Raw genomic sequence first — 17,442 nt, 5'->3', positions numbered from 1 at the left:
TTTCAGTACGGGCCCGTGACACCCCTAAACTGGCCCCGTGACCGAGAACACTCAGCAGCAGACAGCGCCCACCCCCGAACTGCCGACCCAGTACGCGCCGGCCGAGGTAGAGGGGGCGTTGTACGAGCGCTGGGTGGAGCGCGGGTACTTCGAGGCCGACGCGAAGAGCGAGAAGCCGCCGTTCACCGTCGTCATCCCGCCGCCGAACGTCACGGGCAGCCTTCACCTCGGGCACGCCTTCGAGCACACGCTGATCGACGCCCTCACCCGCCGCAAGCGGATGCAGGGTTACGAGACGCTGTGGCAGCCGGGCATGGACCACGCGGGCATCGCCACGCAGAACGTCGTCGAGCGCGAGCTGGGCAAGGAGGGCAAGTCCCGCCACGACCTGGGGCGCGAGGCGTTCATCGAGCGTGTCTGGCAGTGGAAGGGCGAGTCCGGCGGCCAGATCTCCGGGCAGATGCGCCGTCTCGGCGACGGTGTCGCCTGGTCCCGTGAGCGGTTCACCATGGACGAGGGCCTGTCCCAGGCCGTCCAGACCATCTTCAAGAAGCTGTACGACGACGAGCTGATCTACCGCGCCGAACGCATCATCAACTGGTGCCCGCGCTGTCTGACGGCCATTTCCGACATCGAGGTCGAGTACCAGGACGACGACGGCGAGCTCGTCTCCATGACCTACGGAGAGGGCGACGAGACCATCGTCGTCGCGACGACGCGCGCCGAGACGATGCTCGGCGACACCGCTGTCGCTGTCCACCCCGACGACGAGCGCTACAAGCACCTTGTCGGCAAGCGCATCAAGCTGCCGCTGACGGACCGTACGATCCCGGTCGTCGCGGACACGCATGTCGATCCGGAGTTCGGTACCGGTGCCGTCAAGGTGACGCCTGCCCACGACCCGAACGACTTCGAGATCGGCCAGCGGCACAATCTGCCGGCCCTCGCCGTCATGGACGAGCGCGCCGTCATCACGGTCCCCGGCCCCTTCGAGGGTCTCGACCGGCTCGAGGCGCGTTCGGCGATCGTCGGTGCCCTGCGCGCCGAGGGCCGGATCGTCGCCGAGAAGCGCCCCTACGTCCACTCCGTCGGCCACTGCTCCCGCTGCAAGACCACCATCGAGCCGCGGCTGTCCATGCAGTGGTGGGTCAAGGTCGGTCCGCTGGCGAAGGCGGCCGGTGACGCGGTCCGCGACGGCAGGGTCAAGATCCACCCGCAGGAGATGGAGAAGCGGTACTTCGACTGGGTCGACAACCTCCACGACTGGTGCATCTCGCGCCAGCTGTGGTGGGGCCACCGCATCCCCGTCTGGTACGGGCCGAACGGTGAGATCGTCTGCGTCGGAGCGGACGAGGAGCCCCCGAGCGGCGAGGGCTGGCACCAGGAGACGGATGTCCTCGACACCTGGTTCTCGTCGGGCCTGTGGCCGTTCTCCACGCTCGGCTGGCCCGAACAGACCGAGAGCCTCGCGAAGTTCTACCCGAACTCCGTCCTGGTCACCGGCTACGACATCCTGTTCTTCTGGGTCGCCCGGATGATGATGTTCGGCCTGTACGCGATGGACGGCACCCCGCCGTTCCACACCATCGCGCTGCACGGCATGGTCCGCGACCAGTTCGGCAAGAAGATGTCCAAGTCCTTCGGCAACGCGGTCAACCCGCTGGACTGGATGGACAAGTACGGCTCCGACGCGCTGCGTTTCACGCTCGCCCGCGGCGCCAACCCCGGTGTCGACGTGCCGATCGGCGAGGAGTGGGTCCAGGGCTCGCGCAACTTCGCCAACAAGATCTGGAACGCCACCCGCTTCGCGCTGATGAACGGCGCCACGGTCGAGGGCGAACTGCCCGCGCCCGAGGAGATGTCCTCCACGGACCGCTGGATCCTGTCGCGGCTCAACTCGGTCGTCGCCGAGGTGGACGCGTTCTACGAGGACTACCAGTTCGCCAAGCTGTCGGAGACGCTCTTCCACTTCGCCTGGGACGAGGTCTTCGACTGGTACGTCGAGCTGTCCAAGACGACGTTCTTCGCGGGCGGCGAGGCGGCCCGGGTCTCGGCCCGCGTCCTCGGCGAGGTCCTGGACGTCACGCTGCGGCTGCTGCACCCGATCGTGCCCTTCGTCACCGAGACGCTGTGGACCACGCTCACCGGCAAGGAGTCGCTCGTCATCGCCGACTGGCCGAAGGACAGCGGCTTCCGCGACACCGCCGCCGAGCAGGAGATCGGGCTCGTCCAGCGCGTCGTCACCGAGGTCCGCCGCTTCCGCAGCGACCAGGGGCTGCAGCCCGGTCAGAAGGTCCCGGCCCGGCTCACCCTGGACGGCACCGCGCTCAACCCGCACGAGGCCGCGATCCGGCAGCTGCTGCGTCTCCAGCCGGAGGGCGAGGGCTTCCACGCCACCGCCTCCCTGCCGGTCGCGGGAGCCACGGTCGCGCTCGACCTGTCGGGCACGATCGACGTCGAGGCCGAGCGCAAGCGTCTGACGAAGGACCTCGGCGCGGCGGAGAAGGAGAAGGCCCAGGCCACCGCCAAGCTCGGCAACGAGGCGTTCCTCGCCAAGGCCCCGGACAACGTGGTCGACAAGATCCGTACGCGTCTCGCCAAGGCGGACGAGGACATCGCGCGGATCACCCAGCAGCTGGCCGCCCTCCCGCAGGGCTGACGGCAGCACATCCGCGACGGGTGAGGCCCCGGGGACGCCCCCCGGGGCCTCACCCGTTCCTGTCGGCGGTCCTCCGTAGACTGGACCCGTGAGTGAGCAGCAGCCCGATGCCTTCGACGAGATCGTCGACACCGAGACAGACCGCGACCCCGATCTGGCGGTGATCGAGGCCGGCAGCCGCACCCTGCGCACGCAGGCCGGGTCCCTGCCGAGCGACCATGTGCCCGCCCGGCCGGCGGATCCGGAGGTGGACAGAGCGCTGCGCGCGGTCGAGGCCGATCTGGCGACCCGCTGGGGCGAGACCAAGCTGGAGCCGTCGGTCTCCCGGATCTCCGCCCTGATGGACGTGCTGGGCGAGCCCCAGCGGGCGTACCCCTCGATCCACATCACGGGGACCAACGGCAAGACGTCCACGGCCCGGATGATCGAGTCCCTGCTCGCGGCGTTCGATCTGCGCACCGGGCGGTACACCTCGCCGCATGTGCAGTCGATCACCGAGCGGATCAGCCTGGACGGCGCGCCCATCGAGGCCGAGCGTTTCATCGAGACGTACAACGACATCAAGCCGTACGTGGAGATGGTCGACGCGAGCCAGGAGTACCGGCTGTCCTTCTTCGAGGTGTTGACCGGAATGGCGTACGCGGCGTTCGCCGACGCCCCGGTGGACGTCGCGGTCGTCGAGGTCGGCATGGGCGGCAGCTGGGACGCGACCAACGTGATCGACGGCTCGGTCGCCGTCGTGACCCCGATCGATCTGGACCACACCGACCGGCTGGGCAACACGCCCGCCGAGATCGCCGTCGAGAAGGCCGGGATCATCAAGCAGGGCGCGACGGTCATCCTGGCGCAGCAGCCGGTGGACGCCGCGCAGGTGATGCTGAAGAAGGCCGTGGAGACGGACGCCACGGTGGCCCGTGAGGGCATGGAGTTCGGTGTGGTCTCCCGCGAGGTCGCGGTCGGCGGCCAGCTGCTGACGCTGCGCGGACTCGGCGGCGAGTACGAGCAGATCTTCCTCCCGCTCTACGGCGCGCACCAGGCGCACAACGCCGCGGTCGCGCTGGCGGCGGTCGAGGCGTTCTTCGGCGTGGGCGCCGGGCAGGCGCGGACGCTGGACATCGACACGATCCGCAAGGCGTTCGCGGCGGTGGCCTCGCCCGGCCGCCTGGAGGTCGTGCGCAGCAGCCCGACTGTCGTGCTGGACGCGGCGCACAATCCGGCGGGCGCCCGGGCGACGGCCGCCGGTGTCACGGAGTCGTTCGGCTTCTCCCGTCTCATCGGCGTGGTCGGCGCGAGCGGTGACAAGGATGTGCGGGGCTTCCTGGAGGCCTTCGAGCCGATCTTCGCGGAGATCGTCGTGACGCAGAACTCCAGCCATCGGGCGATGGACGCGGACGCGCTCGCGGCGGTCGCCGTCGAAGTCTTCGGCGACGAGCGGGTGGTCGTGGAGCCCCGTCTCGACGATGCGCTGGAGGCGGCGATCACCCTGGCGGAGGAGGAATCGGAGTTCTCGGGCGCGGGTGTGCTGGTGACCGGTTCCGTGATCACGGTCGGCGAGGCCCGGCTGCTCCTGGGGAGGGGCTGACATCTGATGCGTACGCTCTGTGCATCCACCCTGATCGGCGAATTCTTCGTGATCGGCTTCGCCGGGCTCGTCGCCATGAAGGCCGACGACGCCTCGATGGCGGTCGTGTGGACGGTCTGCGGTGCGGCCATGCTGCTCTCGCTGCTGCTGTGCGGCATGCTCGGCCGGCCCGGCGGGGTGCAGCTCGGCTGGGTTCTGCAGATCGCGCTGGTCGCCAGCGGGTTCGTCGTCCCGGCGATGTTCTTCCTCGGCGTGCTGTTCGCCGGCCTGTGGTGGGCCTCGGTGTTCTACGGCAGGAAGATCGACGAGGCAAAGGCGAAATGGGCCGCCCAGGCGGAGTCCGGGTCCGAGGCCCCGTCGCAGTAGGCGCCCGTGGCCGGGCCGGGTGGGGCCCTGGGCGTCACACCGGGTAATCTCGCCCCAACCGCACACATCCTGGCCGCCAAGGAGCCACACACCATGACTCAGCGCACCCTCGTCCTTCTCAAGCCGGACGCTGTCCGTCGCGGACTCGTGGGCGAGGTGGTCGGCCGCATCGAGCGCAAGGCAGGCTGGCAGATCGTGGCTCTCGAGCTGCGCCGGCTGGACCGCGCCACGCTGGAGCAGCACTACGCCGAGCACGTCGGCCGGCCGTTCTACGAGCCGCTCGTGGAGTTCATGCTCTCCGGCCCGGTCGTGGCTCTGGTCGTCGAGGGTGAGCGTGTCATCGAGGGTGTACGCCAGCTGGCGGGCCCGACAGACCCGATCGCGGCGGCTCCCGGGTCCATTCGTGGTGACTTCGGGACCATTGTCCGCGAGAATCTGATTCACGCCTCGGACTCCGAGGAGTCCGCCGCCCGTGAGCTGAAGTTGTTCTTCCCGGAGGTCTGAGGCCTCCGGCCGCCGATCTCCTGACAAGGCGTCAGCCATACAGCGCTCATGACCTGGGGCGACCGAAGGAATTTCGGTCGCCCTTTGGCATAGGCAGGGGTATTGCGGGAACGCATCGCTCCGATACATCGTCACCAAATACAGAGGTGGCCCAGCGCGCCGTGTCCGTGCAGGCGGCACTACGATGTAAGCCTCCACGCCACAGCACCCACCTCGCCATCCTGAAAAGCCATCAACGCTCGATTTGGGAAGGCCAGACGCATCCTCATGGGGAACAACATGTCGTTCATCGGCCGTGACATGGCTGTCGACCTCGGGACCGCCAACACGCTGGTGTACGTCAGAGGCCGGGGGATCGTTCTCAACGAGCCGTCCGTCGTCGCGATCAACACCAACACGGGCGGCATTCTCGCGGTCGGCGCCGAGGCGAAGAAGATGATCGGCCGGACACCGGGCAACATCGTTGCCGTCCGGCCGCTGAAGGACGGCGTCATCGCCGACTTCGAGATCACCGAGCGGATGCTCCGCTACTTCATTCTGAAGATCCACAAGCGGCGGTACCTCGCCCGCCCCCGTGTCGTCGTCTGTGTGCCCTCCGGCATCACGGGTGTCGAGCGCCGTGCCGTCATCGAGGCGTCGACGCAGGCGGGCGCCCGCCAGGTGCACATCATCGAAGAGCCCATGGCCGCGGCCATCGGCTCGGGACTCCCCGTCCACGAGGCCACCGGCAACATGGTCGTCGACATCGGCGGCGGTACCACCGAAGTAGCCGTGATCTCCCTTGGAGGAATCGTCACGGCACAGTCCATCCGGGTCGCCGGTGACGAGCTGGACAACGCGATCATCCAGCACATCAAGAAGGAGTACTCGCTCCTGCTCGGTGAGCGGACCGCCGAGAACATCAAGATCACCATCGGTTCGGCGTACGAGATGGACAAGGACGAGCACACCGAGATCCGTGGCCGTGACCTCGTCTCCGGTCTGCCCAAGACCGTGGTCATCTCCGCCGCCGAGGTGCGCAAGGCCATCGAGGAACCGGTCAACGCGATCGTCGACGCCGTGAAGACGACGCTCGACAAGTGCCCGCCGGAGCTGTCCGGTGACGTCATGGACCGCGGCATCGTCCTCACCGGCGGTGGCGCACTGCTGCGCGGCCTCGACGAGCGGCTGCGCCACGAGACGGGCATGCCGATCCACATCGCCGAGGACCCGCTGGACTCGGTGGCGCTCGGATCCGGCAAGTGCGTCGAGGAGTTCGAGGCGCTCCAGCAGGTACTGGACGCCCAGCCGCGTCGTTAGCCGGGTGGCGGCCCGGTGCGAACCGGGCCGCCCATCCGCCGTAAGGGGGTCGGCGTGAACCTCCCAGGGGGGTTTTCCGTTCCCGCCACGGCGGAGGGACCGTTGCTCCACCGACAACACCATTCCAACGAGGAAGGCACGGCCGCCGCACGTGAGGGACACACGAGAGAGCCGGCTGCTCCTGGTGCTGCTGATCGCCATCGCGTTCGCCTTGATCACGGTGGACATCCGCGGCGGCGAGGAGTCACCGGTCGACGGAGCCCGTCAGGCCGCGGCCTCGGCCTTCGGCCCCGTCGAGAACGGCGTCGCGGCAGCCGTCGACCCGATCGGCAACGCGATCGGCGCCGTACGCGACTCCGGTGAGCGGCACGACCGCATCAGCGAACTGGAGCGGGAGAACGCGGAGCTCAAACAGCGCCTCGGCAGCGACGACCGCAACCGCAGCCGGCTGCGCGAACTGGACGGTCTGATCCGTACGGCGGCGGCCGGCCAGTACGGGATCAAGGGCGCCGAGGTCATCGCCATAGGGGCGGCCCAGGGCTTCTCCTGGACGGTGACCATCGACATCGGCTCGAACGACGGCATCCGGCGCGACATGACCGTGATCAACGGCGACGGGCTCGTCGGCCGCGTCACCACCGTCGGCCCCGGAACCTCGACGGTCCTGCTCGCCAACGACCCCGACTTCACCGTCGGTACCCGGATGGAGAAGAGCAACGAACTGGGCTTCGCGACCGGCCAGGGCGACCGGCCGCTCCTCGTCCAGCTGCTCAACGGAAAGGCCAAGGTCAAGAAGGGCGACCGGTTGGTCACCTTCGGCTCGCAGGCCAACAGGCCCTTCGTGCCCGGCGTCCCGGTCGGCGAGGTCGTCCGGGTCGACCCCGCGGGCGGCGACCTCACCCGCAACGTCTCCGTCCGCCCGTTCGTCGGCTTCAGCAAGCTCGACATCGTCGGCGTCGTCGTCCAGGCACCCCGCGACAACCCGCGTGACACGGTGCTGCCGCCCAAGCCCGAGAAGCCGCGGCCGACGCCCACGGTGACCGTGACCGTCACCCCCGGTGTCCCCGGCAGCGACGAGGAGCAGGGCCAGGCGCAGGGACAGGCCGACGGCCAGGACCAGGACAACGGGCAGGCGCAGGACACCGGGCAGGATCCACCACCGGACGACGCGGACCCCGACGGCCAGAGCGACGAGCACTAGGAGCTGATCCGTTCATGCGATTCAACCGGATGCTGCTCTCCACGACCCTGGTCGTGGTCGCCCTCGTCGTCCAGGTCACCGTTCTCGCCCGGCTCCAGCTGCCCGGGGCCGTTCCGGACCTCATGCTGCTCACCGTCCTCGGCCTCGCCATGGTGTACGGCCATGTGGCCGGCGCCTTCATCGGGTTCGGCGCCGGTCTGCTCGCCGACCTCGCACCCCCCGCCGACCACGCCGCCGGCCGGTACGCCCTTGTCCTGTGCGTCATCGGCTATCTCGCCGGCCTGGTCCGTCCCGACAACGGGCAGCAGTTGCGCTCGGCCACCGGCCCCATGGTCGTGGTCGTCGCCGCCGCGATCGGCTCCACCCTGCTCTACGCGGGTGTCGGCGCCCTCGTCGGCGACACCGCCGCCCGCCATGTCGGCCTCGGCAGCCTGCTGTTCACCGCAGCCGTCTACGACCTGGTGCTGGCACCCTTCACCGTCCCGCTGATCATGTGGCTGGCCAGACGCAGCGACAACGATCCGCTCGCCGAGAACCAGAGCGGCACCGGCAGCGATGTCGCCTCCGGCTGGTTGTCCGCGGGCACCGGTCTGCGGATCGGCGCCCAGCGCAGCGGGCTGCGGATCAAGGCGGCCAGGTCGCGGGCGGCGAGGGCCGGCCGCATCAAGGGAGTCAAGCGACTGTGACCGAGGGGGCAGCAGCGTGAGCAACATTCCGGAGACCGGGCGGACCCCCAGGGTCCAGATCCGACTCGTCATCATCCAGGTACTCGTCTTTTCCCTTCTGCTCACCCTCGGCGGCCGCCTCTGGTATCTCCAGATCCGCAACGGCGACGAGTACGCCGACGAGGCGAGCGGCAACCATGTGCAGCGGGTCGTCTCACCCGCCGTACGCGGCTCGATCCTCGACGCCCGCGGCGTTCCGCTCGCCGACAACGAGACCCGCCTCGTGGTCTCCGCGTCCCGCACCGAGCTGATGAAGATGAAGGACGACGGGAAGGCCGTCCTCACCCGGCTCGCCGGTGTCCTCGGCATGAAGCCGAAGGAGGTCATGGACAAGGTCAGGCTCTGCGACTCCGAGACCCCGCAGCCCTGCTGGAACGGCTCCCCGTACCAGCCGATCCCGGTCACCGACGAGGCAACCACGCAGCAGGCACTGCAGATCCGGGAGAGTTCCGAGGCCTTCCCCGGCATCACCGCGGAGCCCACCGCCGTCCGCCGCTACACCGCCCCCGTCAAGGCCCGGACCTCGCAGGTACTCGGGTATCTGTCGCCCGTCACCGACGAGGAGATCCAGGAGGCCAAGGACACCGATTCGCCGTATCTGCGCTCGGACCAGGTCGGCCGCTCGGGCCTGGAGCGCACCTACGACAAGCAGTTGCGCGGCAAGGCAGGCGTCACGTCGTACGAGGTCGACAAGCTCGGCCGCGTCATGGGCCAGACCGAGTCGGACCCGGGCGTGCCCGGCTCCAACGTCGTCACCAGCATCGACGCCCGGGTCCAGTCCGTCGCCGAGCGCGAGCTCCACCAGGCGATGAAACTCGTCCGGCAGACGACCGACAAGGTCACCGGCCGCAGGTACGAGGCCGACGCGGGCGCCGTCGTCGTCATGGAGTCCAGGACCGGCCGCGTCGTCGCGATGGCCTCCCAGCCCGACTACGACCCCAACGCCTGGGTGGGCGGCATCTCCGGCAAGGACTACGCCAAGCTCACCGGCAAGGGCTCCAACTACCCGCTGCTCAACCGGGCCATCCAGGGCCAGGCCGCCCCCGGCTCCATCTTCAAGGTGGTGTCGGCGAGCGCGGCCGTGCGCGGCGGGCACCCCTTCGACGGCCGCTACAACTGCAGCAGTTCCTACAGCCTCGGCAGCCGGAGCTTCGCGAACTTCGAGTCCCAGGGGCACGGCCCCATCTCCCTCGGCGACGCCCTCAAGTTCTCGTGCAACACCGTCTTCTACGCCCTCGGCCACCAGGAGTGGCAGCGCGACGGCGGCCTCAAGCCGAACAAGAACGCCCACGACTGGTTCTACCGGACCGCCCATGACTTCGGACTCGGCTCCGAGACCGGCATCGATCTGCCGAACGAGGTGACCGGCCGCATCCCCGACCGCGAGTGGAAGAAGAAGTTCTGGGAGGCCAACAAGGACTCCTGGTGCAAGCAGGGCAAGAAGGGCGGCAGCTACGTCGAGCAGATCGCCTACGAGAGCTGCCTCGAAGGCAATCAGCTGAAGGCCTACGACAGCATCAACTTCGCCATCGGCCAGGGCGACGTACTCGTCACCCCCATCCAGATGGCCACCGCCTACGCCGCCATCAGCAACGGCGGCACCCTCTACAACCCCACCATCGGCAAGGCCGTGATCAGCCCCGACGGCAAGAGGATCGAGGAGATCAAGCCCAAGCCCCACGGCAAGCTGCCGGTCGGCGCCGAAACCATCAGTGACCTCGACAAGGGCCTGCGCTCCGTGGTCGAGCCCGGCGGCACCGCCGCCTGGCGGTTCGGCGGCTGGCCGCAGGACAAGATCCCGATGCGGGCCAAGACCGGCACCGCCCAGGTCTACGGCAAGCAGACCACCTCGTGGTTCGCGACCTACACCGACGACTACACGATCGTCATGACGATCTCCCAGGGTGGTACGGGCTCCGGCGCGTCAGGTCCCGCAGTGCGCAACATCTACGACGCGATGTACGGCCTGGACAAGGAGGGCAACCAGGACCTGAAGCGGGCCCTGCTGCCCAAGCCGCAGAAGAGCCTGCCCAAGATCTCCCCGGACGGCTCGATCGACGCCCCGGAGATCAGGCCCTACGTCCCTCCGAAGCCGAAGAACGAACAAGTGCTCGCGGCCGCGCTTGCACGGAGGGACTGAGACATGACAGGCGCAGGCGGCTTCTCCGTCTCCGGATACGGCCCCGAGCGCGGTGGTCTGTGGTCGCAACTCAGTGCCCGCGACTCGATCGTGCGCAGGCTCGACTGGCCGCTGCTTCTCTCGGCGCTCGCGTTGTCGTTCATCGGCACGCTGCTGGTGTGGTCGGCGACCCGCGGGCGCACCGAACTCAACAACGGCGACCCGCACCACTTCCTGCTGCGGCACAGCATCAACATCGGGATCGGTTTCGCCCTGATGGCCGGGACGATCTGGCTCGGCCACCGCACCCTGCGCGGCGCGGTGCCGATCCTGTACGGGCTCTCCGTGGTGCTCGTCCTGCTGGTGCTCACCCCGCTCGGCGCGACCATCAACGGCGCGCACGCCTGGCTCGTCATCGGCGGACTGTCCCTCCAGCCCTCCGAGTTCGTGAAGGTCACGATCATCCTCGGGATGGCGATGCTGCTGGCGGCACGCGTCGACGCGGGCGACCTGGTCCATCCCGACCACCGCACGGTCGCCAAGTCCCTCGGCCTCGCCGTACTGCCCATGGCGATCGTCATGCTGATGCCGGACCTCGGCTCGGTGATGGTCATGGCCGTGATCGTGCTCGGTGTCCTGCTCGCCTCGGGCGCCTCCAACCGGTGGATCCTCGGGCTCATCGGCGCGGGCGCCGCGGGTGCCGTGCTGGTGACCGCGCTCGGGCTGCTCGACGAGTACCAGATCAACCGCTTCGCCGCGTTCGCCAACCCCGAGCTCGACCCGGCCGGCGTCGGCTACAACACCAATCAGGCGCGCATCGCGATCGGTTCCGGCGGCCTGTACGGCGCGGGCCTGTTCAACGGGCACCAGACCTCGGGCCAGTTCGTGCCCGAGCAGCAGACCGACTTCATCTTCACCGTCGCCGGAGAGGAACTGGGCTTCCTCGGCGCGGGCCTGATCCTCGCGCTGCTCGGCGTCGTGCTGTGGCGCGCCTGCCGCATCGCGCGCGAGACGACCGAGCTGTACGGCACGATCGTCGCGGCCGGGATCATCGCCTGGTTCGCCTTCCAGGCCTTCGAGAACATCGGTATGGCGATGGGCATCATGCCGGTGGCCGGCCTGCCACTGCCGTTCGTGTCGTACGGAGGCACATCGATGTTCGCCGTCTGGATAGCGGTGGGCCTCCTCCAGTCGATCCGTGTGCAGAAGCCGATAGGGGCTTAGGTCCTGTCCGGGCGATCTTCTCGGGCCCGCGACGCCGGCTACGGCATTCCCCCAGCCTTCGGCCGGTGGGGGTCCCCCCGGCGGAGCCAGGGGGAGTACCCCCACGCTGTGTTGTCAAAGTCGCCCAAGTACATCCAGTACGAGGACGATCTCCCCCGGCCTGGCGGCCGGGTGGTGCCCCCACCGCCTTGCGATGCGTCCCCTCGGCCCTGGCGGGCCGGGGGAGGGCCCATGCATCTGACGCCGCGGGCTGATCCTCGAAGATCGCCCGGACAGGACCTAGCCGCGTCGGTCGCGCGGGCCGGGCGGGGCAGGGGCGGCGAAACGCCCCTGTCCCGCCCCGGCGCACTGCCGCGGAGCCCTGTCGGCGACTAAGTTCGGGTCATGGCGGACACGAAGCGCGAGATCGAGCGGAAGTACGAAGCCACCCCCGACGTCCGGCTGCCGGATCTGACACGGGTGTCCGGGGTCGTCGACGTCGAGGACCGGGGCGTCGCGGCACTCGACGCCGTCTACTACGACACCGACGATCTACGGCTCGCCGCCGCCTCCGTCACCCTGCGCCGCAGGACCGGCGGGGCGGACGCAGGCTGGCATCTCAAGCTTCCCGTCGCCCCTGGAGTCCGCGACGAGATCAGTTCCCCGCTGTCCGACCGCGTGCCCGGCGAGCTGGCGGCGCTCGTGCGTGTCCACACCCGGGACGCCGCGCTCGTGCCCCTGGTGCGCCTGCGTTCCTCCCGCGAGGTGCACCATCTGCTCGGCGCCGACGGCGCCCTGCTCGCCGAGGTGAGCCGTGACGAGGTGCGCGCGCAGCGGCTGCGGGACGACGAACGCACCGCCCGCTGGGACGAGATCGAGGTCGAGCTCGCGGACGGCGGTGACCCCGCCTTCCTCGACGCAGTGGACAAGAAGCTCCGCAAGGCCGGGATCCGCGAGTCCGCCGCGCCCTCGAAGCTCGCCCGCGCCCTCGGCGAAACAGGAGCCGCACCTCAGCCGCGCCCCGAAGAGCGGGCGCCCCGCACCGCGGGCGACCACATCCTCGCCTACCTCCGCGAACAGGCCGACGCGCTCGCGGCGCACGACCCCGGCGTCCGCAGGGACGTGCCCGACGCCGTGCACCAGATGCGCGTCGCCACCCGCCGGCTGCGCAGCGCACTGCGCACGTACCGGAAGATCGTCGACCGCGACGTCACGCAGCCCTTCATCGACGAGCTCAAATGGCTCGCCGGCGAACTGGGCGCCGCCCGCGACCAGGAGGTCCTCGCCGAGGGGATCCACTCCCGCATCGAGAAGATCCCCGGCACGCTGCTCCTCGGCCCGGTCGCCGCACGGCTGCGGACATGGTCCGTCGCCGGTGCCGCGGACGCGCGCGGCACCGCGATCGCCGCGCTCGACGGCGACCGCTATCTGAGCCTCCTCGCCTCCCTCGACGCCCTCCTCGCGGACCCCCCGCTGCTGAAGGCCGCCGGCAAGGCGGCCGACGCGGCGCTGCCGGACGCTGTGCTCAAGGACTACCGGCGGCTGTCGGACCGGATCGACCACGCACTGTCCCTGCCGGCCGGTGAGGAACGCGATCACGCCTTGCACGACGCGCGCAAGGCGGCCAAGCGGGTCCGTTACGCGGCCGAGGCGGCGACACCGGCGCTCGGCCGGCCCGCACGGCGCTTCGCGAAGCGGATGAAGACCGTGCAGCAGGTCCTCGGTGACCACCAGGACAGCGTCGTCGCCCGCGACGCGTTGCGGGCCCTCGCCGTGGATGCTCACGCGGCGGGCGAGAGCGCCTTCACGTGGGGGCTGCTGTACGGCCAGGAGGAGGCGCGGGGCGCCGAGTGCGAGGCGGAACTGCCGAAGGTGTGGGCCGGGGCGTCGGCCCCGGAACTGCGGGCGGCGCTGAGCGGGTGAGCATCGGGGTACGCTTGATGGTCACCCCCTGCCCGCTCACGAGAGACACCACGATGCCTGTCGAGTCGGTCTTCCCACGCCTGGAAGCGCTTCTCCCGCACGTTCAGAAGCCCATCCAGTACGTCGGCGGAGAGCTCAACTCCACCGTCAAGGACTGGGACGCCTGCGACGTCCGCTGGGCGCTCATGTACCCGGATGCATACGAGGTCGGACTGCCCAACCAGGGCGTCATGATCCTTTACGAGGTACTGAACGAGCGCGAGGGCGTCCTCGCCGAGCGCACGTACAGCGTGTGGCCGGACCTCGAGGAGCTGATGCGCGAGCACCAGGTCCCGCAGTTCACCGTGGACAGCCACCGCCCGGTCAAGGCGTTCGACGTCTTCGGGCTCAGCTTCTCCACCGAGCTGGGCTACACCAACATGCTCACGGCCCTGGATCTCGCGGACATTCCGCTGGAGGCCAAGGACCGCACCCTCGACGACCCGATCGTGCTCGCCGGCGGTCACGCCGCGTTCAATCCCGAGCCGATCGCGGACTTCATCGACTGCGCGGTCATCGGCGACGGCGAGCAGGCCGTGCTCGACATGACCACGATCATCCGTGCGTGGAAGGCCGAGGGGCGCCCCGGCGGACGCGACGAGGTGCTGTTCCGTCTGGCGCGGACCGGCAACGTGTACGTGCCGCGCTTCTACGACGTCGAGTACCTGCCCGACGGACGCATCGGCCGCGTCGTGCCCAACAGGTCCGGTGTCCCGTGGCGGGTGTCCAAGCACACCGTCATGGACCTCGACGAGTGGCCCTACCCCAAGCAGCCGCTGGTCCCGCTCGCCGAGACCGTCCACGAGCGGATGTCCGTCGAGATCTTCCGCGGCTGCACCCGCGGCTGCCGCTTCTGCCAGGCCGGCATGATCACGCGCCCCGTGCGGGAGCGAAGCATCACCGGCATCGGCGACATGGTCGACAAGGGTCTCAAGGCGACCGGCTTCGAGGAGGTCGGCCTCCTCTCCCTCTCCTCCGCGGACCACAGCGAGATCGGCGACATCGCCAAGGGCCTCGCCGACCGCTACGAGGAGGAGAAGATCGGTCTGTCCCTCCCCTCGACCCGCGTCGACGCGTTCAACGTCGACCTGGCCAACGAGCTGACGAGGAACGGCCGCCGCTCCGGTCTGACCTTCGCCCCCGAGGGCGGCTCCGAGCGCATGCGCAAGGTCATCAACAAGATGGTCTCGGAAGAGGACCTGATCCGGACCGTCTCCACGGCGTACGGCAACGGCTGGCGCCAGGTGAAGCTGTACTTCATGTGCGGCCTGCCGACCGAGACCGACGAGGACGTGCTCCAGATCGGCGACATGGCGGTCAAGGTCATCGCCGAGGGCCGCAAGGTCTCCGGCCAGAACGACATCCGCTGCACCGTGTCCATCGGTGGCTTCGTGCCCAAGCCGCACACGCCGTTCCAGTGGGCGCCGCAGCTGGGCGCCGAGGAGACGGACGCCCGGCTCGAGAAGCTGCGCGACAAGATCCGCGGCGACAAGAAGTACGGCCGCTCGATCGGCTTCCGCTACCACGACGGCAAGCCCGGCATCGTCGAGGGCCTGCTCTCGCGCGGTGACCGCCGCGTCGGCGCCGTCATCCGCGCCGTCTACGAGGACGGCGGCCGCTTCGACGGCTGGCGCGAGCACTTCTCGTACGACCGCTGGATGGCATGCGCCGACAAGACGCTGCCGGACTTCGGCGTCGACGTCGACTGGTACACGACGCGTGAGCGTACGTACGAGGAGGTCCTGCCCTGGGACCACCTGGACTCAGGTCTCGACAAGGACTGGCTCTGGGAGGACTGGCAGGACGCGCTCGACGAGACCGAGGTCGAGGACTGCCGCTGGACTCCGTGCTTCGACTGCGGGGTCTGCCCGCAGATGGACACCCACATCCAGATCGGCCCTACGGGCAAGAAACTGCTGCCGCTGACGGTCGTCAAGTAGCGCACCCGCCGGGAGAGGCTCGGGGGAGGGCCCGGCCACGGGAAATCCGTGGCCGGGCCTTCGTCCGTCCCGGCACACTGGCGCGATGCCGCAGCTCATCGCCCCCGATGCCCGTGTCCACGCCTCTTTCCTCGCCGGAATGGCGGAGTTCGCGCGCGGAGGCTCCTACGAGCACGCGGTGTTCGATCACGAGCTCGCCGAGTTCGGCGAACTGTGGCACCGGCCCGAGGTGTTCGCCGCCTACGTGGCGCGCCTGAGGACGGAGACGCTGGAGGACGGCCCCCTGCCCGAGGGCTGGGTCCCGCACACGGTGCTCTGGTACGTCGACGGCGACACCTGGCTCGGGCGGCTCGCGATCAGACACCGCCTCACCCCGTTCCTGCTCGAACTCGGCGGGCACATCGGCTACGCGGTACGCCCCGGGGCCCGCCTGCACGGCCACGCCACCGCCATGCTCCGGGACGCCCTGCCCCGCGTCCGTGAACTCGGCATCGCCTCCGCCCTCGTGACGTGCGACAGCGACAACACCGGTTCGCGCAGGGTGATCGAGGCGAACGGCGGTGTCCTGGAGGACGTGCGGGCGGGAAAGCGCAGGTACTGGATCCGAACGGGCCTGTAGTGCGTCATGTCTGACATGGACTTGGACAAGCGCGAGCACACACCGGACCCGCCCCTGCCGTACGAGGGCGGCGAGGGGTGCCTGACCACCGTCGTCAGGATCCCGGTGCGGATCGTTGTGCTGGTGCTCGTCGTCCCCGTGCGCATGGTGTGGGACCTTCTCGTCGTCTGCGGCCGGTTCGTCCGGCGGACGCTGCTGGCGCCGATGGGCCGGGCGCTGGCCTGGGTGTTCGAGAAGGTGCTCACGCCGGTCGCACTCGGCCTCACCTGGCTCGCCGTGATCGTCGGCAAGACGCTGTTCTACTGGCCGTGGGTGGGGCTGTGGCGCTACGCGGTGGTGCCGCTGGTGCACTACGGGCTGGTCGTGCCGGCGCTGTGGGCCTACCGGTGGCTGCTCACTCCGCTCGGCCACGGCCTCACCTGGCTCGTGCAGAACGTCGTCGTCGCGCCGCTCCTGTGGACCTACCGCACGCTCCTCGCCCCGCTCGGCCGCGGCATTGCGACTGTGCTCTCGTGGCTGGGCCGTGGCATTGCGACCTTGCTGACATGGCTGGGCCGTGGTGTCGCGACCGTGCTGACCTGGCTCGCCAAGGCGCTGTTCTACTGGCCGTGGGTGGCGCTGTGGCGCTACGTGGTGGTGCCGCTGGTGCACTACGGGCTGGTCGTGCCGGCGCTGTGGATCCACCGGTGGCTGCTCGGCCCGCTCGGCCGCGGTATCGCCGTCGTCTGCCGTGGACTGTGGGCAGCGGTCGTCCAGCTGGTCACGATCCTGCTCGTCGCCCCTGTCAGCTGGTTGTGGCGGCGTGTCCTCGTGCCGGTCGCCCGGGAGATCGTGGCCGCCTTCCAGGTCGCCTGGCGTATCGCGGGCTACCTCTCGCGCGCCGTCGGCCGCGGGCTGAAGTGGCTCGCGTGGAATCTGGCCGGGCGTCCCGCCCGGTGGTTCTACCGCAGTGTCTGCACCCCGGTCGGGCATTTCGTGCGCGACGCCGTCTGGCGCCCGGCCAGGAAGGTGGCCGTGGAGGCGGGACGCGCGGCGCGTGCCGCACTCGCATCCGCACGCGACACGGTCCGCCGGGCACGGCGCGATGCCTGGCGCGCCCTGGCCGCCAGGTCGCACCAGCCCGAGCCTGTGACCGGCATGCCCCGACAGGCGCGTAACCTGGGAGGAGCGCAACAACCACAGACCGTTCCCGGCGCGGCGGCCGAGACCGAGATCTCCCTGCGCAAGCGGGGGTGAGCCGGCCGGCCCCGAGGGAACCCCCGC

General features: G+C 69.6%; 13 protein-coding genes. All 13 read left to right on the top strand.

Annotation, left to right across the window (positions count from 1 at the left end; all coding sequences use genetic code 11):
• The first annotated feature begins 37 nt into the window (after window positions 1-37).
• The 13 genes from AC067Z_RS05820 to AC067Z_RS05760 all read left to right on the top strand — a co-directional run bounded on the left by AC067Z_RS05820 (window position 38) and on the right by AC067Z_RS05760 (window position 17,415).
• On the top strand, window positions 38-2,659 hold the full coding sequence (locus AC067Z_RS05820) for a valine--tRNA ligase (RefSeq protein ID WP_478788200.1): 2,622 nt from the start codon (window positions 38-40) through the stop codon (window positions 2,657-2,659).
• An 88-nt stretch (window positions 2,660-2,747) separates the two neighbouring features.
• Window positions 2,748-4,241 carry a bifunctional tetrahydrofolate synthase/dihydrofolate synthase gene (folC, locus tag AC067Z_RS05815; protein ID WP_478788199.1) on the top strand — a complete coding sequence of 498 codons (1,494 nt, stop codon included), beginning with the start codon at window positions 2,748-2,750 and terminating at the stop codon, window positions 4,239-4,241.
• A gap of 6 nt (window positions 4,242-4,247) precedes the next feature.
• Window positions 4,248-4,607 (top strand): DUF4233 domain-containing protein, encoded by a 360-nt coding sequence (locus AC067Z_RS05810; protein ID WP_478788198.1) that lies wholly within the window; start codon window positions 4,248-4,250, stop codon window positions 4,605-4,607.
• Window positions 4,608-4,700: 93 nt separating this feature from the next.
• Window positions 4,701-5,111 (top strand): nucleoside-diphosphate kinase, encoded by a 411-nt coding sequence (ndk, locus tag AC067Z_RS05805; protein WP_478788197.1) that lies wholly within the window; start codon window positions 4,701-4,703, stop codon window positions 5,109-5,111.
• A 279-nt stretch (window positions 5,112-5,390) separates the two neighbouring features.
• Complete coding sequence (locus AC067Z_RS05800; protein ID WP_478788476.1) at window positions 5,391-6,410, top strand: rod shape-determining protein; 1,020 nt, start codon at window positions 5,391-5,393, stop codon at window positions 6,408-6,410.
• Between the two features lie 151 nt (window positions 6,411-6,561).
• Window positions 6,562-7,611 (top strand): rod shape-determining protein MreC, encoded by a 1,050-nt coding sequence (gene mreC / locus AC067Z_RS05795; RefSeq protein WP_478788196.1) that lies wholly within the window; start codon window positions 6,562-6,564, stop codon window positions 7,609-7,611.
• A 14-nt stretch (window positions 7,612-7,625) separates the two neighbouring features.
• The gene (gene mreD, locus AC067Z_RS05790; RefSeq protein ID WP_478788195.1) at window positions 7,626-8,297 is read left to right on the top strand and encodes a rod shape-determining protein MreD; all 672 of its coding nucleotides are present in this window, start codon (window positions 7,626-7,628) and stop codon (window positions 8,295-8,297) included.
• 16 nt (window positions 8,298-8,313) lie between these two features.
• The gene (mrdA, locus tag AC067Z_RS05785; RefSeq protein WP_478788194.1) at window positions 8,314-10,476 is read left to right on the top strand and encodes a penicillin-binding protein 2; all 2,163 of its coding nucleotides are present in this window, start codon (window positions 8,314-8,316) and stop codon (window positions 10,474-10,476) included.
• 3 nt (window positions 10,477-10,479) lie between these two features.
• Window positions 10,480-11,679, top strand: a complete 1,200-nt coding sequence (gene rodA, locus AC067Z_RS05780; protein ID WP_478788193.1) for a rod shape-determining protein RodA — start codon at window positions 10,480-10,482, stop codon at window positions 11,677-11,679.
• Window positions 11,680-12,063: 384 nt separating this feature from the next.
• Window positions 12,064-13,581, top strand: coding sequence for a CYTH and CHAD domain-containing protein (locus AC067Z_RS05775; protein WP_478788192.1), 1,518 nt, complete (start codon window positions 12,064-12,066; stop codon window positions 13,579-13,581).
• 53 nt (window positions 13,582-13,634) lie between these two features.
• Complete coding sequence (locus tag AC067Z_RS05770; RefSeq protein WP_478788191.1) at window positions 13,635-15,560, top strand: TIGR03960 family B12-binding radical SAM protein; 1,926 nt, start codon at window positions 13,635-13,637, stop codon at window positions 15,558-15,560.
• Between the two features lie 85 nt (window positions 15,561-15,645).
• Window positions 15,646-16,179, top strand: a complete 534-nt coding sequence (locus tag AC067Z_RS05765; protein WP_478788190.1) for a GNAT family N-acetyltransferase — start codon at window positions 15,646-15,648, stop codon at window positions 16,177-16,179.
• A 15-nt stretch (window positions 16,180-16,194) separates the two neighbouring features.
• Window positions 16,195-17,415 carry a hypothetical protein gene (locus tag AC067Z_RS05760; protein WP_478788189.1) on the top strand — a complete coding sequence of 407 codons (1,221 nt, stop codon included), beginning with the start codon at window positions 16,195-16,197 and terminating at the stop codon, window positions 17,413-17,415.
• Window positions 17,416-17,442: the final 27 nt, after the last annotated feature.

This window comes from Streptomyces sp. NPDC043812 (assembly GCF_056436245.1).
This window is presented reverse-complemented; position numbering and strand designations above follow the sequence as displayed.